This is a genomic window from Nocardia sp. NBC_01009, assembly GCF_045208035.1.
Lineage (GTDB): Bacteria > Actinomycetota > Actinomycetes > Mycobacteriales > Mycobacteriaceae > Nocardia.
Window position 1 is genome coordinate 5,101,183 of record NZ_CP108695.1, and the last position, 15,143, is coordinate 5,116,325.

Below are 15,143 nucleotides of genomic sequence, written 5' to 3' on the forward strand. Positions count from 1 at the left end.
GGATTACGCATGAGCCGCGGGCGCGAATCATTCGGGACAGCGCGATCGTCGCCTACCGGAACCTGCTGACCATCCTGCGGGTGCCGACGCTGCTGGTGACGGCGACGATCCAGCCGCTGATGTTCGTGTTCCTTTTCGCGTACATCTTCGGCGCTTCGCTCGGTGGCGGCCAATATCGCGAATTCCTGCTGGCGGGCATCTTCACCCAGACGGTCGCTTTCAATGCGGCTTTCACGACCGTCGGGCTCGCAGGCGATCTGCACAAGGGCATCATCGACCGGATGCGTACGCTGCCGATGTCACGGCTCGCGGTGCTGATGGGCCGCACTCTGTCCGACCTCGTAGTGAATATCCTGAGCCTGGCCGTGATGGTCGGGTGCGGTTATACGGTCGGTTGGCGGATCAATGGCGGGATCGCCGACGCCGCACTGGCATTCGGGGTGATCCTGCTGTTCGCCTTCGCGATGTCCTGGGTCGGCGCCCTCACCGGTCTGCTCTCGCCGACCGTCGAGGTAGCCCAGAGCGCGGGCCTGATCTGGCTTTTCCCGCTCACGTTCATCTCCTCCGCCTTCATCTCCGCAGAGGCACTGCCCGGCCCGCTGCGCACCGTCGCCGAATGGAACCCGATCACCGCGGTCTCGGCTGCGGGCCGAAAGCTGTTCGACAACGGCGCGCCACCCTCGTTCGTCCCCCCGACCGGCTGGGCGGCCGAGCATTGCATCGAGTACGCCGTCGGCTGCTCGCTGCTGATCCTTGCCATCGTCGTCCCGCTGGCCCTGCTGCGCTACCGGAAGGTCGCGAGCCACTAGCCGATCGAGCGGTCGGCCACTGCCGCGGTAGGTGTCGTCGTGTGTAAACGAGCACCTCATCGTGCTGAACAGCGCGCAACCGGCCTGCCGAGGAATGCGGCAGACCGGTTGCTGTTGTGCATGGCTCCGGCCGGCAGCCGGGCAGCAATGTTCCGGAGACGCGAAAGGCCGCTTACCTCGAACGAATTCGAGGTAAGCGGCCTTCGTCGATGTGCGGGGTCTGCGACCTAGGCGCGCCGACGGGTCTTCAGGAGGTCGAGGCGCTCCTTGAGCAGTTCCTCGAGTTCGTCCTTGCTGCGACGCTCCAGCAGCATGTCCCAGTGGGTGCGCGGCGGCTTGACCTTCTTGGTCTCCTGGGTGGTGCCCTCCATGAGGGTGCCTTCCTGGCCGTTACGGCACAGCCAGGTCGGGGGGATCTCGGCGTCGTCGGCGAACGGCACGTCGAATTCCTCGCCGTTGTCCGTCTTGTACCGAGCGATCCGCCGCGGAGCCAGGTCGTGGTCGCGATCGGTCTCGTAGCTCACCGCTCCGAGCCGACTGCCCCGGAGTACGCGATCTGCCATGGTGTGCCTCTCCCTAGGTGCTCGAGTCTTGTTGCGCTGCGACCGTGTCCGGACGAGCTCGCGCTCGCTGGACCTTATGTGCAACGAACGGGCCTGCGCTAATAGTTCCCGACACGGCGACGGTGAACCGTTCCATTGTAGTCGGTGCGCGGTACTGGCTGTGCCACGGCCGTGGTGTCGCCACTCCTGGGGACCTCCAGGTTCATTCAGTGGGACCGACCACTAATGTTCTGCCTCATGTCGCGCCGCTTGCTGGTGTCCTGCCTGTGGTGTGGGCGGGAGATCGTGGAATCGGAGGCCGGACGTCGTCGCCGGTACTGCCGCCAATCGTGTCGCCAACGCGCCTACGAACACCGCAACAGCTTGAAGGGGACGGGGATTCCCGACGACTCCGTTGTGCTCAGCGCACAGGAGGCGGCGGATCTGGCCGACCGCTGGTTCGCCGCGAGATGCGCCGCGGAGGACGTCGCTACCGCGATCGGTGAGGGCGCGAACACCGAGGAGCTGAAGGTTCTCAGCACGACGCTGCTCGAGCTGACCCGGGACGCCGAACGCTTGCGCTGATTCCTGGTCTGCACGGCGGAGTCGGAGTGTTGCGCGCCGAGGCCGCGTGGGCACGGTGGCGCGATTGTCTCGGCACGAATCGAGCCGAACGACTCCGCAGGCCGGGGAGTAGTTCGGCTGGCGATCGGGGATCACGGTGGCGCATGACTCAGCCGAGCGGCTGAGCACCCGGTGTGCGGAGTCGAGACTTGGCGATGGCGGCGAGCGGCTGAGTGGGATCGTCTGCCCGGTCGATTTCGGTTGCGCGATTGCGCAGATAGATGGCAGTGAGCAGCAGCCCCATGGTTGCCGCGAGCCCACCGGTGGCGGCCAGGGTGGCGCTGTCGGGGTGGATCAGCGACTGCGCCCGCATGGCCTGCCAGGTCACGATCGACAGCATCCCGGCGTAGCCGAGGGCCAGCACGCCCATGACCGCCGTGCGCGCACGTTCGGTGCGCAGCCATGGCAGCCGGGGGGCCAGATAGGCCAATGCGAAGGCCGCGAGGAGCAACACCTGGATACCGTGCAGCCCGACGAAGTGCGGCACCCGTAGGTCGCCGCCGATCGTGCTCCAGTGGGTGATCGGCATACCGCCCATGCCGTCGCGGGGCACGTTCGCGGAGCGTGCGGCGTCGTCGTCGAGGACGGTGTGTCCGGCGATGAGTTCCACGATGTTGCCGTTCGCATCGCGGACGCGCTGCTTACCCGTATATCCCATCGGGTAGGCGATCGCCATCCCCGCGACGGCCAGCGCCAGGCCGGCGTGAATGGCACGCGCGATCGGCCGGTCGACGATTCGCTGCCACGAAAGAATCAGCGCGATAATCAGATTCGCGAGGAACAGGCCGGGGACGCCGGACATGAACACCTGCTGGCCGATCGAGTTCACGGTGTCGGTGCTGTAGTTGTTGAAGTGGCTGAAGGTGCCACGTGCGGCCTGCACGGCGATGAAGCCGACGTCCGCGAATCCGGTGATCGCGAACACCGTGCCCAGCCACCAGGTGGCCCGACTTCCCTTGTGCGGCAACGACAACAGCCACGCCAGCGTGAAGCCGTAGAGCATGAAGGCGAAGCCGAACTTGAAGGGTTTGAGCCAGACCGACTCGCCGAGCAAGATCCGGTCGTCGATGATCATGCCGCCCACCGAGACCAGCATGAGCGCGGCCATCGAGGCCACCATCCACAGCAGCGGGCGGTGCAGTCGGCCTGCGGGGCGGACGCGGGTCGGGGTGCGGCGGTGCCGGGGCGCGGTATCCCTGGCTGCGGAGTCGATGTCGATCGTCGGCATGCACCGACGGTAGGAATCGGCGCCGCTCGAACACGTCCCGCTACAGCGCCATTCGCGGCTGATACCGCAGTATTAGGGGAAGAACCGGAGGCGTTCGCGAGCTCCTCATCGACTCGCGAACGCCGCTGGACTATTCGGGGCGACTCAGTCGTCGGCCGCGTGCCCGACGTCGATGCCGCGAGCGGCAAGCCACGGCATCGGGTCGACCGGGCCGACGCCCGGCTGGTGCACTTCGTAGTGCAGGTGCGGGCCGGTGGAGAAGCCGCGGTTGCCGACGGTGGCGATGACGTCGCCTGCGCGGACATCCTGGCCGACCTCGGCCAGGATGTCGTTCACGTGGCCGTAGACGCCGATGCTGCCGTCGTCCTGCTGGACGCGCACCCACAGGCCGAAGCCCGAGGCGGGGCCTGCCTCGATGACGGTGCCGTCGGTGACGGCCGCGATCGGGGTGCCGATCGGGTCGGCGAAGTCGAGGCCTGCGTGCAGTGCGCCCCAGCGCATGCCGAAGTTGGAGGTCAGTACGCCCAAGATCGGGCGGACCGTGTGCGGCCGGGCGGCTTCGGCGGCTTCGGCGGCTATCCGGTTCTGCTCCCAGATCACGGCCTCGGGCACGACCTGCGGCGTCGGTGCCTCGGGCGGTGTGAAGGAGATGAACTGAACGGCGTTGCGGGCTTCGGCGTCGGTCATCACAGCAGGGGACTTACCTGCGATGAGCTGGCCTGCGGAAGTCGCATCGGCCTGATGGTGATCAGTTGCGGCCAGCACGCCGAATGCGGCGCTGACGATCGCGGTGACGGCGGCTGCTCGGGTGGCGACGCGGTATCGGCGGGTACGGCTGGTTGATAACGGAACGGTCACGGGCATGCTTCGAACGTACGGGAGCGTGATGCGGGTGCCGCAATCATGTGGTTACCGTCACACTGGCACAAAAGCCCTGCTGATTGATCACAAGTGCATAACGAAACTGCGTGACAATCGAGCCGACCTGGCGAAATCCTCGAATCGGCCGAATTGACCGATCGGATGCTAGTTGATCACACTACTTAAGTGGACACTAACGGAGTTCGTGCGCTGGAGGCGCTGGCCGACCCGACTCGCCGTGCGATCTTCGAGTCGTTGCCCACGGCGCCGTTATCCGTCGGTCAGCTGGCGACCACCGTCGGAGTGAGTAGCTCCGCGGTCTCGCAGCATCTGCGGGTGCTGCGCGAAGCGAGGCTGGTGATGGTGCGCCGCGACGGGAACCGGCGGCTGTATTCCCTCGACCCGCGCGGGCTCGGCGACGCACGCGACTATCTGGAACAGTTCTGGCCGAGCGCGCTGGCCGCGTACGCGGCCGCGCTCAGCACCGCACGGGCCGAAGAGGGAATCTGACCGCAGGCGGGTGTTCAGCCCACCCGGCGGTAAGTGGCGCGACGGCGATCGGTGCCGGTGCCCGGCCACGTGCGCTTGGTGAGCTGCTTGTCGACGGCGTTGATCACCTCGGTGGCCCCGATCCGCAGCAGGCCTGGATCAGGGGTGTCGGCATCGGGGTCGCCGACCTGGCCCGCCCAGAGCACCGCATGCCTGCCGAGCAGGTGCGGGGGCGGTCCGCCCCAGCGCGGCGGGGTCGGGCCGAACATCTGCACCGTCCTGGTGCCGAAGGCGGTGGCCAGATGCGCGACGCCGGTATCGCCGGAAATGACGAGTTCGGCCTCGGCGACAGTGGCAGCCAGCTCGATCAGGTTCTGTTCGCCCGCGAGCACTCGCCTGGTAGGCAGGCTTGCGCGTGCGGCGACATTCAACGCGATATCCCGTTCGATCTCGTCGCCGGTGAGCACCACCTCGCGGCCGAGCACAAGTAGATGGCGGACGACGGCGGCGAATCGGTCCGGCGGCCAGCGCCGAGCCACAGCGCCTGCACCGATATGCACGACGACGCAGTCCCGATGGCTGGTCGTCGATACCGGCGGCACCAATCCGAGGTTGCGTCGATCGGCGACGATGCCGTCGGATTCGAGCAGATGACACCAGCGCTCGACGTCGTGGATGTCCGGCTGCCATTCCGGGCCCTCGAGGTCGGGGAAGGCGGCGTTGCGGTAGGTGAGGATGCGGCCGGGATCGGTCTTGGTGAGCGTGACGATGCTTTCGGCGCTCGGACCGTGCAGATTGACGGCGAGTTCGGGCGGCGGGCCGTCCCAGCGGAATGCGCTGAGCTCACCGGTCGGCACCATGGCGTCGACTGAGGCGATCAGGTCGACGATCGGCTTCAACCGGTGCGGCGCCGCCAAGACGATGTGGTCGTTGGGCCTCGCTCTGCGCAGCGCACGTAACGCCGGGACCGCGGTGAGCAGATCACCGAGGCCACGTGCCTGCAGCACGAGTACAACCGCCACCCTCTTCTCCTAGCCACCCGAGACTCACGAACCCGACCCGAACGCGCGCACCTGTGGTGCACACGACGAGAGTCACTTAGGGATGACTACCCGGCCTTTTCTGGCAGTAAACGTCGACGAGTCGGACGTTATTTATGCCACAGGCCCGGTATCCATGCCGCGGCCTCGGTCCGGGGACTAATCTCCCAGGTGGCGGCAACCTACTCCCAAGGAGCGTCCCATGGTCTCCCGGCTCAACCCCTACATCAGTTTCGGAGACACGGCCCAGGTGGCCTTGGAGTTCTATCGAGAGGTGTTCGGCGGAACCCTGTCAGTCGACACGTTCGGCAAGTTCGGCGACAAGGAAGCGCCAGGCGCGGAGCTGGTCATGCACGGCATGCTGGAGACGCCGAGCGGGTTCACGCTGATGGCCTCCGACACCCCGCCCGGCATGGAATACAAATCGGGAAGCAGCATTTCGATCAGCCTCAGCGGCGACGAAAGCGCCGAACTACACGGCTACTGGGACAAGCTGGTCGAAGGGGGCGCTATGACGGTGCCGCTGGAGAAGCAGATGTGGGGCGACGAGTTCGGCATGTGCACGGACAAGTTCGGCGTCGCGTGGATGGTTAACATAACTCCCGCTGCTCAATAGGCGGATCCGGGTGGCCGTGACCACTCGGCGCGTTGTTCAGCAAATGGTCAGAAAACCGCGCCGGCAGGGCCTAGCATTTCGATATGACGACAAACAGCGTGGTAGAGGGACCGCTGCAAGTGCTTGCTCGCAGTGCATGGCAATCAGTTCTGGTCACCGGCATCCTCTCGGTGATCCTGGGTGTCCTGATTCTGGTATGGCCGGGCAAGACGTTGTTGGTGGCAGGCATCATCTTCGGCATCTATCTGGTGGTTTCCGGTGTGCTGCAGTTGCTGGCCGCCTTCGGTGCACCGGCGAGTGCCGGTATGCGCGTGCTCTCCTTCATCACCGGCGTCCTGTCGATCGTGATCGGCGTCTTCTGTTTCCGCGACGAGCTTGCTTCGATTCTGTTGCTCGGCATTTGGATCGGTATTGCGTGGCTGTTCCGTGGGGTGGCTTCGGCGATGGCCGCGATCTCCGAGCCGGGACTGCCCGGGCGCGGTTGGATCGGTTTCTTCGGTGTGATCACTGCGATCGCGGGTATCGTGCTGATCGTCTGGCCGATCGAGTCGGTGGCGACGCTGGCGTGGGTTGCCGGCATCTGGCTGGTGGTCCTCGGCATCATGGAGATCATCACGTCGTTCGGTGTTCGCAGGGACGCCAAGCGGTTGCAAGGGGGCTTCTGACCTCGCGAAGCAATGTCCGGCCCGCGCCCGTGGTGCGGGCCGGATTCGTTTCTCCGGCCTCCAGGATTTCGATATATGTCAAGATGGTGGTATGCCGAAAGCGTTGCCAACGATCGATGTCTCCGCACCGATCTGCTGCGCGCCGGTGGGCGCGGCGCCCGTCGATGACCGGGCCGCGCTCGAGGTGGCCCTTCGGTTGAAGGCGCTGGCGGATCCGGTTCGGGTGAAACTGATGTCGTGCTGCTCGCGCAGCGTGACGGCAGCGCGAACACCCGTGATCTGGCGGCGGCCGTCGCGCTCGCGGAATCTACGGTCAGCCATCATCTCGGGCAATTGCGCACCGCGGGGCTGGTGCAGTCGACGCGCCAGGGGATGAGCGTGCACCATGCGGCACGACGAGATGCGTTGTCCGCCTTGTGTTTCGTCCTCGACCCCGAATGCTGCCGGTAACCGGCAGCGACGTGGTTGCGGCAACTGGCGTGGCCGGTGACGGCCGCCCCAATCGAGTAGATCTCGCCTGGGGCGACCCAGGAGTCCTGGGAGGACAACCGCCCCACCGGCGTGCGGGTAGGGCGGAATGGCTTACTTCGGCTGCGAACTCCGGAAGTGCGGCAAGTGCGACCGATATCGGAGCAGACTTCCGGTTGAACCCACCACTGTGGGAAGGAGACGATGCGCGATGGACAGTAGTAACGCCGGCACGCCTTCCGGACCGGCCTGGATCCCTGCTGAGCTCTACCCATTCGCAAGCCACTTCGAAGAGATCGGCGGCTCGCGGGTGCACTATGTCGACGAGGGCAGCGGGCCGCCGCTGATCCTGCTGCACGGCAATCCGACGTGGTCGTTCCTCTACCGCGACGTGATCAAGGGGTTGCGGGATCAGTACCGCTGTATCGCGATCGACTATCCCGGGTTCGGACTCTCGCAGGCTTCTCCTGGGTACGGATTCACGCCCGCCGAGCATGCCCATGTGGTCGAACAGCTGGTCACGCGGCTCGACTTGCGTGATGTGACACTGATGGTGCAGGACTGGGGCGGCCCGATCGGATTTGCCGTCGCCACGCGGCACCCCGACCGGTTCGTTGCATTCGTGGTCGGCAACACGTGGGCGTGGCCCAAGTCCGATCCGGGTACCCAGGCGTTTTCACGGTTCTTGGGCGGTCCGATCGGGGGCCGGCTGATCCTGCACCACAATTTCTTCGTCGAACGGATCATCCCGGCCGGTGTCCGGCGCAAGAAACTGTCCGACGCGGTGATGGACGCCTACCGTGGCCCGTTCCCGACACCGGAATCACGCCGGCCGGTGCACGTGTTCCCTCGCGAAATCCTCCGCAGCAGAGCATTTCTCGCCGAAGTCGAGCAGGGGCTGGCCGTGCTGCGCGACCGTCCGGTGTTGCTGGTGTGGGGAACGAAGGACGTCGCGTTCCGTGCGCCCGAACGCCGCCGATGGGAGCAACAATTCGTGGACCATCGAACTGTCTTGCTGGATGGCGCGGGGCACTACATCCAGGAGGATGCTGCCGACGAGATCGTTGCCGCGATCATCGAGTGGCGCAAGCTTTGACAACGTGGAACTTCTCGAACGTCCGAGTGGGCACCCACGAACTGATCTCCTTGCGAATCGAGAGTCTCGAATCGGTCCAGGACGGTCGCCGCAGTAAAGCAATCTGTCATCCGGTGATGATCGGCACCAGATACGTTCGCGCGAATGCCCCAAGGGCATCTTCGGATTCGAGCGCGACCGTTGTGTGCGGCTGCAGGATGAACGAGTGAACGACGCGGCAAACGATCTCCGCACGGGTATCCAGGTCGGCGGCATCGGGTAGCAGTCCGTTACGAACAGCGCCCTGCAGTGCGGCAGCGGTTGCTGCCACCGACATCGTGAACACGGGCCCACCATCGGTGGTGATTTGAGGGAGCACGCGGTCCGGTTCCAGTGCCAGCATCCGGTTGACCAGCGGGTGTGTGCGCCACCGGGTGATCACCGTGACGAAGATGTCGGCGACGAGGGTATGGACGTCGTTGTTGCGCACAGATATCGCGTCGAGTTCAGCCAGCGCCGACTCTACTTCGCGGGTCATGACCGCCCGCACCACATCGTCACGGGAGCCGATCCGCCTATAGACGGTGACCCGATCGACGTCGGCCTGTCGTGCGATGTCCTCGATCGTCGTCTTCTTGACGCCCACCTTTGCGAACTGGATGAGAGCGGCATCCAGGATGCGAGACTCCGCCGAATCATCGATCTCGGGCTTGTTTGTCGAGGTCACAGCTGTGGAGATCACGCCTCGAGCGTAGCAAGAAATAGACGTTGTGCAACATGCAGAGGCTATTTGTTGCTGCCACATTGCAATGTTAAATGTTGCACTGTACATTCGGTGCATGGCTGAGACTGCTGGTGCAGCGGAGCACCACTACAGCGATGAAGCGCATGCGATCAATGCTCGGGATGTCCACTTCGACTTCGACTCGGTGCCGATGCACTACATCCCGGGTGAGGTGCTGGCCACGCACATCGTCAATGTCATGCACCTTGTGCTGCCCGAGGGTGAGCGAGCGATGGCCAACTGCCTGGCCGAAGCATTGCCGCTGATCCGGGACGAGCGGCTACGCGAAGAGGTTGCGGGATTCATCGGCCAGGAGTCGATGCACGCGAGCAGTCACGAAGGTGCCCGCCGCCACCTGCAATCAATCGGTCTCGACGTCGAATCGTATGTACGAAAGATTGCGTGGCTGGTCGACCGGATCCTGGGTGACCACGGACTGACCGGCCGGGCGAAGGACGCCTGGCTCAAAGAGCGTCTCGGCCTGTTCGCCGGTATGGAGCACTACACCGCCGTGCTGGGCGAATGGCTGCTCGAGGCCGACATCCTCGAGGAAAAGGGTATGCATCCGACGATGCTGGATTTGGTCCGCTGGCACGGTGCCGAAGAGGTCGAACACCGCAGTGTCGTTTATGACGCCTACATGTACGTCGACGGCAGCTATGCGCGGAAGGCGCGCACCGCAGCCCTCGCCAGTGCGACCCTGCTACCACTGTTCATCGTCTCAACGGCCCATCTGTACCGGAAGGACTCGGAGCCGAACAAGGGGCGGCTGTGGCCGCTGCAGTTCGTGAGTGCCACGGTCCGCGGTGTCATCCCGAGCTTCACGGTGTTCTTCACCGAGCTGCCGCGTTATCTGCGCCCGGGCTTCCATCCGTCGCAGCTCGGCCCGATGGACACCGCGCTGCGTTACCTCGCCCGATCTCCCGCTGCGCGAGCAGCGGGCCACTGATGGGAACCGACACAGTGGCACCGGAATTCACGCCGCCCGCGACCCTGCGTGTCCTCGGCGCGGTGATGGATGCTTACCTGCGGGTTTTCGTTGCCGGGTCTACCGCATCTCTGTTGTCGCGGTCGAACCCGGTGCGTCGCACCGGGTTCGAACTGGATCTTGTCGTCGAGGACGTTCGCATCGAGGCCGAGGATGTGGTGAGTCTGACGTTCACCGCATCGAATGGTGGGCCGCTACCTGCATGGAAGCCGGGATCGCATCTCGATGTGTTCCTGCCCTCCGGACGCCAGCGTCAATACTCGCTCTGCGGCAACCCCAGCGACCGCTTCCGCTACCGGATTGCCGTCCGGCGCATTGCGGACGGTGGCGGCGGATCGCGTGAGGTTCATGATGCGTTGTGCCCGGGCGACGCTGTCCGAGTGCGCGGGCCGCGCAATGCGTTCACGTTCATCGACGCACCGTCGTATTTCTTTGTGGCCGGCGGTATCGGGATCACGCCGATCTTGCCGATGGTCAAGGCGGCCGACGCTGCCGGTGCTCGCTGGAAGATGGTGTATCTCGGCCGATCGCGCGAGACGATGCCATTCCTCGGCGAGCTGGAGCGGCTGCGGGGCGGCGAGCTCGACATTCGGCCCGACAGCGAGTTCGGCATCCCGGATGCCGCTGAACTGCTCACGCGGGCGGAGGCCGGCGCCGCGGTGTACGTCTGCGGTCCGCCGCCCGTGTTGGCGGCCGCGCAGCAGGCGATGTTCACTGTCAATCCGACGGGTTCGCTGCACACGGAACGTTTCTCGGCTCTCCCGGTCGTGGACGGCAAGGAATTCGACGTCGAGCTGGCGCGCACCGGTGCGACTGTTCATGTGGGTGCCGAGGAGACCGCACTCGCCGCGATCAGGCGCGAGCTTCCCGGAGTCGTCTACTCCTGCCAGCAAGGGTTCTGCGGCACATGCAAGGTCACGGTGCTCGCGGGCGACGTGGATCACCGTGACCGAACGCTCACCGACGGTCAGCGCGACACCCACATGCTCAGCTGCGTATCGCGCGCGGCGGACGATCGACTCGTCCTCGACCTCTGATCGCGGCGTAGAAAGGGCAACGACGTCCATGACGGCAACAATCAAAACGGGTGCGAGCCAAGCTCTTTCCACCTTCGAGGTCCACGACCCCGCTACCGGGCGTTCGGTGGGTAGCTACCCTGTGCATGCCGCCGCTGACGTCGACGCGACCGTAGCGACGGCTCACGATGCCGGCGCGTGGTGGGCTGCGCTCGGCTGCACCGAGCGCCGTCGACGCTTGGACGCGTGGCGGGCCGAGATCACCCGCGGACGCGCGGAATTGGCCGAGATCATCCACACCGAGATGGGCAAGCCCGTTTCGGATGCGAAGCTCGAGATCGCGATGGCGCTCGAACACCTGAAGTGGGCCGCCGCAAATGCCGAGAAGGTGCTCAGCCGCCGCTCGGTGTCCCCGGGGCTGCTGGCGATCAACCAAGAGGCGACTGTCGAGTATCGGCCGTTCGGTGTCGTCGGTGTGATCGGCCCGTGGAACTACCCGGTGTTCACACCGATGGGATCGTTGTCGTTCGCGCTTGCAGCCGGAAATGCCGTGGTGTTCAAGCCGAGCGAGTACGCCACCGGCACCGGCATATGGCTGGCAAACGCATTCAACGCTGTTGTGCCGGAACATCCGGTGCTGTCGGTGGTTACCGGTCTCGCCGAGACCGGCGCGGCGTTGTGTCGCAGTGCCGTTGGCAAGATCGGCTTCACCGGCTCGACGGCCACCGGCAAACGGGTCATGGCGGCGTGTGCGGAGAACCTCACGCCGGTGCTGATGGAATGTGGTGGCAAGGACGCTTTGATCGTCGACGCCGACGCTGATCTGGACGCCGCGGCGGACGCGGCAGTATGGGGCGGACTGTCGAATGCCGGGCAGACATGTCTGGCTGTAGAACGCATCTATGTCCACGCGGATGTCCACGCCGAGTTCGTAGCGAAGCTGGTCGCGGACGCGAGCGGAATCACCGCGGGCGGTGGCGATTCGAAGATCGGCCCGATCACCATGCCGAAGCAGATAGCAGTGATCCGCAGGCATATCGAAGACGCGATATCGCGTGGTGCCACTGCGTTGCTGGGCGGGCCCGAAGCGATCGATGGGCAGTTCGTGCAACCAACGATCTTGGTCGATGTTCCGGAGGATTCGTCGGCTGTCACCGAGGAAACGTTCGGTCCCACATTGACCGTCGCGAAGGTGCGCGACATGGACGAGGCGGTCGAGCGCGTCAACGCGGGCGAATACGGCCTCGGCGCTACCGTATTCGCACGGCGCAACGGCAGGCAGATCGCCGATCGCATCCGATCCGGTGGCACGTCGATCAATGCCTTTGTCGCGCACGCGACCATTCCGACACTGCCCCTCGGCGGAGTCGGTAGCTCCGGGTTCGGTCGCGTGCACGGACCCGACGGACTCAAGGAATTCACCTACGCGAAAGCCACTACGCGCCAACGGTTCCCGTCACCGCTCGCGCTCACCACGTTCACTCGTAGCGCCGCGGTCGACACCGTCGTCGACCGACTCGTTTCGGTGCTACATGGAAGGACCCCCTGACCATGGCTACCGACACTGAACACCGGCACATTGCGATCGTCGGGGCCGGTTTCGCCGGCATCGGTCTGGCGATAAAGCTTCGCGAAGCCGGGTTCGACGATCTCGTGATTCTGGAACGTGCCGATGACCTCGGCGGCACCTGGCAGGCGAACACCTATCCGGGCTGTGCATGCGACGTTCCATCGCACTTGTACAGCTACTCCTTCGCCCCGAATCCGGAATGGTCGCGCACCTACGGCCGGCAGGAAGAGATCCTGCAGTACATCCGATCGGTGGCGGTGACCCACGATGTGGTGCGCCACATCCGCTACAGCGCGGAAATGCTCGATGCCCGGTGGGACGATGCGGAATCGCTATGGCGCGTCAGCACCGTGACCGGAGATTTCACCGCGGACTTCCTGATCTCCGCGACCGGCGTTTTCAGCGAGGCGAAATACCCATCGTTGCGCGGGTTGGAGACCTTCCAGGGCAGGGCATTTCATTCGTTGCACTGGGATCATGAGCATGATCTGACGGGGGAGCGGGTCGCGGTAATCGGCACGGGCGCCTCGGCGGTGCAATTCGTCCCGGAGATCCAGCCCAAGGTCGGCGCGCTGACCCTGTTCCAGCGATCGGCGCCGTGGATCGTGCCGCGAATGGACCGCAGGACGCTCGGACTGGAGCGGCAGCTGCTGCGCCGAGTGCCACTGGCAGGCAAAGCGATTCGGGGTAGCTTCTACACATTGATCGAAGGCTTCGGCTTGATCGGGTTCGTGGACAAACGGTTCCGTCACCCGTACGAGCTGCTCGGCAAGTGGCAGCTGCGCCGTCAGGTCCGCGATCCGCACCTGCGCAAGGCGCTGACTCCGGACTACATGATCGGCTGTAAACGCGCGATCTTCTCCGACGCGTATCTGCCCGCTCTCGATCGAGATAATGTCGAGGTCGTCACCGACGGCATCGCCGAAGTGCGCGCACACTCGATCGTGACACGCGGCGGCGTCGAGATTCCGGTCGACACGATCATCTACGGCACCGGATTCGAGCCTGTCTCCCAGGCTTTCGGGCGATTCACCGGTCGTGGCGGCGTCACCATCGCCGAACTGTACGAGAAGCGTCCGCAAAGTTATCTCGGCAGTGCCCTGTCAGGATTCCCGAACTTCTTCTTCACTCTGGGGCCCTTCGGGGCGGCCGGAAACCAATCCGCGATCTACATGATCGAGTCACAGATCGCTTACATCGTGGACGCATTGAAGACGATGCGGGCCAAGGGCGCACGCCGCGTGGAGGTACGGCCGGAAGCGCAGGAGGCGTTCCTCGACGAGATGCAGGAACGAAGCCGCTCGACGGTGTGGCTCACCGGCGGATGCCACAGCTACTACCAGACACCGGACGGCCACAATGCCGGCCTCTACCCGAACTGGAGTTTCGAATACCGAAGTCGTACAAGCCGATTCGACGCCAGCTCCTATGAAGTGAGTGCATGATGGACATAGGACAGCTCAACCCGCTGCGCTGGATCGGTAGCACCTCGTATGAGGTGCGCGGCAAGACGGTGCTGATTACGGGAGCCGGGCAGGGAATCGGCCTGGAACTGGCGAAGATCCTGTACGCCCGCGGGGCTTCGGTCGCGCTGGTGGACATCGACGAAGGCGCCGCCCGCATCGCGGCGGAAGCACTCGGAGATCGCGCCTGTGCGATCGCTGCGGACGTCGCGGATCGTGAGTCGACGGACAAGGCGATCGCGCAGGCAGTGGCCAGGTTCGGCCGCCTCGACGTCGTAGTCGCGAACGCGGGTGTGGTCCCGCGTCCGGCGACGTTGCGAACCATGGACAGCAGCGATTTCGACCGCGTCATCGGCATCAATCTCACCGGTGTGTTCAATACGGTTCATCCGGCCCTCGACCACGTGATCGCCGCGAAAGGTCATGTGGTGGTGGTCTCGTCGGCGGCTGCCTTCGCGCCCGGTATGGGTGGTGCGCCGTACATGATCAGCAAGGCGGGCGTCGAGCAACTCGGGCGCGCGCTCCGGGTCGAATTAGCCGCAGTTGGTGCTACAGCCGGCGTCGCCTACTTCGGCGTTGTGGAGACGGCCATGACACACGACACCCTCGATCGAGACGAGTTGGGCCGCGCGCTCGGCGACATGCTGCCATGGCCGCTCAACGTGCGAATCACCGCGGCAGAGGCCGCCGAGACCATTGCCGACGGCATCGGTCGGCGAGCCGCGCGGACCATCGCCCCCAGCGGCTGGGAGCCGTACGCCCTCTTGCGCGGAGCGGTAAACGTGGTGCTGGACAACCGACTCGCCCGCGACGCCGGGGTGCAGGCGCTGGTCCGCGAGGTCGAACAGCGCAACGGCCGGCCTGCATCATGACCACTGTCCGAGGATCGGTGCGCTCCCGGATTT

The 15,143-nt window shown here is 65.1% G+C and carries 16 protein-coding genes and 1 pseudogene; 12 read left to right on the forward strand and 5 right to left on the reverse strand.

Features of this window, described 5'->3' with window-relative positions; all coding sequences use genetic code 11:
* Positions 1-26 precede the first annotated feature (26 nt).
* Positions 27-809 (forward strand): ABC transporter permease, encoded by a 783-nt coding sequence (locus OHA42_RS22695; protein WP_406239549.1) that lies wholly within the window; start codon positions 27-29, stop codon positions 807-809.
* A gap of 227 nt (positions 810-1,036) precedes the next feature.
* On the opposite strand, the gene OHA42_RS22700 is transcribed toward OHA42_RS22695, so the two are convergent.
* Positions 1,037-1,372 (reverse strand): RNA polymerase-binding protein RbpA, encoded by a 336-nt coding sequence (locus tag OHA42_RS22700; protein WP_328400575.1) that lies wholly within the window; start codon positions 1,370-1,372, stop codon positions 1,037-1,039.
* A gap of 237 nt (positions 1,373-1,609) precedes the next feature.
* On the opposite strand from OHA42_RS22700, the gene OHA42_RS22705 reads away from it, so the two are divergent.
* Positions 1,610-1,936 (forward strand): hypothetical protein, encoded by a 327-nt coding sequence (locus OHA42_RS22705; protein ID WP_328400577.1) that lies wholly within the window; start codon positions 1,610-1,612, stop codon positions 1,934-1,936.
* Positions 1,937-2,084: 148 nt separating this feature from the next.
* Here OHA42_RS22705 and OHA42_RS22710 read toward each other — a convergent pair whose 3' ends face one another.
* A complete protein-coding gene (locus OHA42_RS22710) occupies positions 2,085-3,203 on the reverse strand; it encodes a hypothetical protein (protein WP_406229878.1) in 1,119 nt (372 codons plus the stop codon).
* Positions 3,204-3,347: 144 nt separating this feature from the next.
* Complete coding sequence (locus OHA42_RS22715) at positions 3,348-4,067, reverse strand: M23 family metallopeptidase (RefSeq protein WP_406229879.1); 720 nt, start codon at positions 4,065-4,067, stop codon at positions 3,348-3,350.
* Between the two features lie 183 nt (positions 4,068-4,250).
* On the opposite strand from OHA42_RS22715, the gene OHA42_RS22720 reads away from it, so the two are divergent.
* On the forward strand, positions 4,251-4,574 hold the full coding sequence (locus OHA42_RS22720; protein WP_406229880.1) for an ArsR/SmtB family transcription factor: 324 nt from the start codon (positions 4,251-4,253) through the stop codon (positions 4,572-4,574).
* 14 nt (positions 4,575-4,588) lie between these two features.
* Here the strand turns inward: OHA42_RS22720 and OHA42_RS22725 are convergent, their stop codons facing one another.
* Positions 4,589-5,575 (reverse strand): glycosyltransferase family 9 protein, encoded by a 987-nt coding sequence (locus tag OHA42_RS22725; RefSeq protein WP_406229881.1) that lies wholly within the window; start codon positions 5,573-5,575, stop codon positions 4,589-4,591.
* Positions 5,576-5,795: 220 nt separating this feature from the next.
* Here OHA42_RS22725 and OHA42_RS22730 point away from each other — a divergent pair, with 220 nt between their 5' ends.
* The 4 genes and pseudogenes from OHA42_RS22730 (at position 5,796) to OHA42_RS22745 (ending at position 8,438) form a co-directional block, all read left to right on the forward strand.
* Positions 5,796-6,209, forward strand: a complete 414-nt coding sequence (locus OHA42_RS22730; protein WP_406229882.1) for a VOC family protein — start codon at positions 5,796-5,798, stop codon at positions 6,207-6,209.
* Positions 6,210-6,292: 83 nt separating this feature from the next.
* A complete protein-coding gene (locus OHA42_RS22735) occupies positions 6,293-6,874 on the forward strand; it encodes an HdeD family acid-resistance protein (protein WP_406229883.1) in 582 nt (193 codons plus the stop codon).
* 91 nt (positions 6,875-6,965) lie between these two features.
* A pseudogene (locus OHA42_RS22740) lies at positions 6,966-7,324 on the forward strand (Rv2640c family ArsR-like transcriptional regulator).
* Positions 7,325-7,553: 229 nt separating this feature from the next.
* Positions 7,554-8,438 (forward strand): alpha/beta fold hydrolase, encoded by an 885-nt coding sequence (locus OHA42_RS22745; protein WP_406229884.1) that lies wholly within the window; start codon positions 7,554-7,556, stop codon positions 8,436-8,438.
* Between the two features lie 106 nt (positions 8,439-8,544).
* Here OHA42_RS22745 and OHA42_RS22750 read toward each other — a convergent pair whose 3' ends face one another.
* Positions 8,545-9,159: a TetR/AcrR family transcriptional regulator gene (locus OHA42_RS22750; RefSeq protein WP_406229885.1), complete on the reverse strand. Its 615-nt coding sequence runs from the start codon at positions 9,157-9,159 to the stop codon at positions 8,545-8,547.
* A 97-nt stretch (positions 9,160-9,256) separates the two neighbouring features.
* Here OHA42_RS22750 and OHA42_RS22755 point away from each other — a divergent pair, with 97 nt between their 5' ends.
* The 5 genes from OHA42_RS22755 to OHA42_RS22775 are packed head-to-tail and all read left to right on the forward strand — an operon-like array spanning position 9,257 to position 15,110.
* On the forward strand, positions 9,257-10,150 hold the full coding sequence (locus tag OHA42_RS22755; RefSeq protein WP_406229886.1) for a metal-dependent hydrolase: 894 nt from the start codon (positions 9,257-9,259) through the stop codon (positions 10,148-10,150).
* Positions 10,150-11,226 carry a PDR/VanB family oxidoreductase gene (locus OHA42_RS22760; RefSeq protein WP_406229887.1) on the forward strand — a complete coding sequence of 359 codons (1,077 nt, stop codon included), beginning with the start codon at positions 10,150-10,152 and terminating at the stop codon, positions 11,224-11,226. The genes OHA42_RS22755 and OHA42_RS22760 overlap by 1 nt, the downstream gene beginning before the upstream one ends.
* A 28-nt stretch (positions 11,227-11,254) precedes the next feature.
* Positions 11,255-12,754, forward strand: coding sequence for an aldehyde dehydrogenase family protein (locus tag OHA42_RS22765; RefSeq protein WP_406229888.1), 1,500 nt, complete (start codon positions 11,255-11,257; stop codon positions 12,752-12,754).
* A gap of 2 nt (positions 12,755-12,756) precedes the next feature.
* Complete coding sequence (locus tag OHA42_RS22770) at positions 12,757-14,220, forward strand: flavin-containing monooxygenase (protein WP_406229889.1); 1,464 nt, start codon at positions 12,757-12,759, stop codon at positions 14,218-14,220.
* Positions 14,217-15,110 carry a short-chain dehydrogenase/reductase gene (locus OHA42_RS22775; RefSeq protein WP_406229890.1) on the forward strand — a complete coding sequence of 298 codons (894 nt, stop codon included), beginning with the start codon at positions 14,217-14,219 and terminating at the stop codon, positions 15,108-15,110. The genes OHA42_RS22770 and OHA42_RS22775 overlap by 4 nt, the downstream gene beginning before the upstream one ends.
* Positions 15,111-15,143 lie beyond the last annotated feature (33 nt).

Bases quoted from the DNA above. Each gene is read 5' to 3' on its own strand.
- OHA42_RS22715 (WP_406229879.1), bottom strand. From the start codon at position 4,067: ATGCCCGTGACCGTTCCGTTATCAACCAGCCGTACCCGCCGATACCGC.
- OHA42_RS22755 (WP_406229886.1), top strand. From the start codon at position 9,257: ATGGCTGAGACTGCTGGTGCAGCGGAGCACCACTACAGCGATGAAGCG.
- OHA42_RS22770 (WP_406229889.1), top strand. From the start codon at position 12,757: ATGGCTACCGACACTGAACACCGGCACATTGCGATCGTCGGGGCCGGT.
- OHA42_RS22765 (WP_406229888.1), top strand. From the start codon at position 11,255: ATGACGGCAACAATCAAAACGGGTGCGAGCCAAGCTCTTTCCACCTTC.
- OHA42_RS22700 (WP_328400575.1), bottom strand. From the start codon at position 1,372: ATGGCAGATCGCGTACTCCGGGGCAGTCGGCTCGGAGCGGTGAGCTAC.
- OHA42_RS22705 (WP_328400577.1), top strand. From the start codon at position 1,610: ATGTCGCGCCGCTTGCTGGTGTCCTGCCTGTGGTGTGGGCGGGAGATC.
- OHA42_RS22730 (WP_406229882.1), top strand. From the start codon at position 5,796: ATGGTCTCCCGGCTCAACCCCTACATCAGTTTCGGAGACACGGCCCAG.
- OHA42_RS22710 (WP_406229878.1), bottom strand. From the start codon at position 3,203: ATGCCGACGATCGACATCGACTCCGCAGCCAGGGATACCGCGCCCCGG.
- OHA42_RS22760 (WP_406229887.1), top strand. From the start codon at position 10,150: ATGGGAACCGACACAGTGGCACCGGAATTCACGCCGCCCGCGACCCTG.
- OHA42_RS22735 (WP_406229883.1), top strand. From the start codon at position 6,293: ATGACGACAAACAGCGTGGTAGAGGGACCGCTGCAAGTGCTTGCTCGC.
- OHA42_RS22775 (WP_406229890.1), top strand. From the start codon at position 14,217: ATGATGGACATAGGACAGCTCAACCCGCTGCGCTGGATCGGTAGCACC.
- OHA42_RS22745 (WP_406229884.1), top strand. From the start codon at position 7,554: ATGGACAGTAGTAACGCCGGCACGCCTTCCGGACCGGCCTGGATCCCT.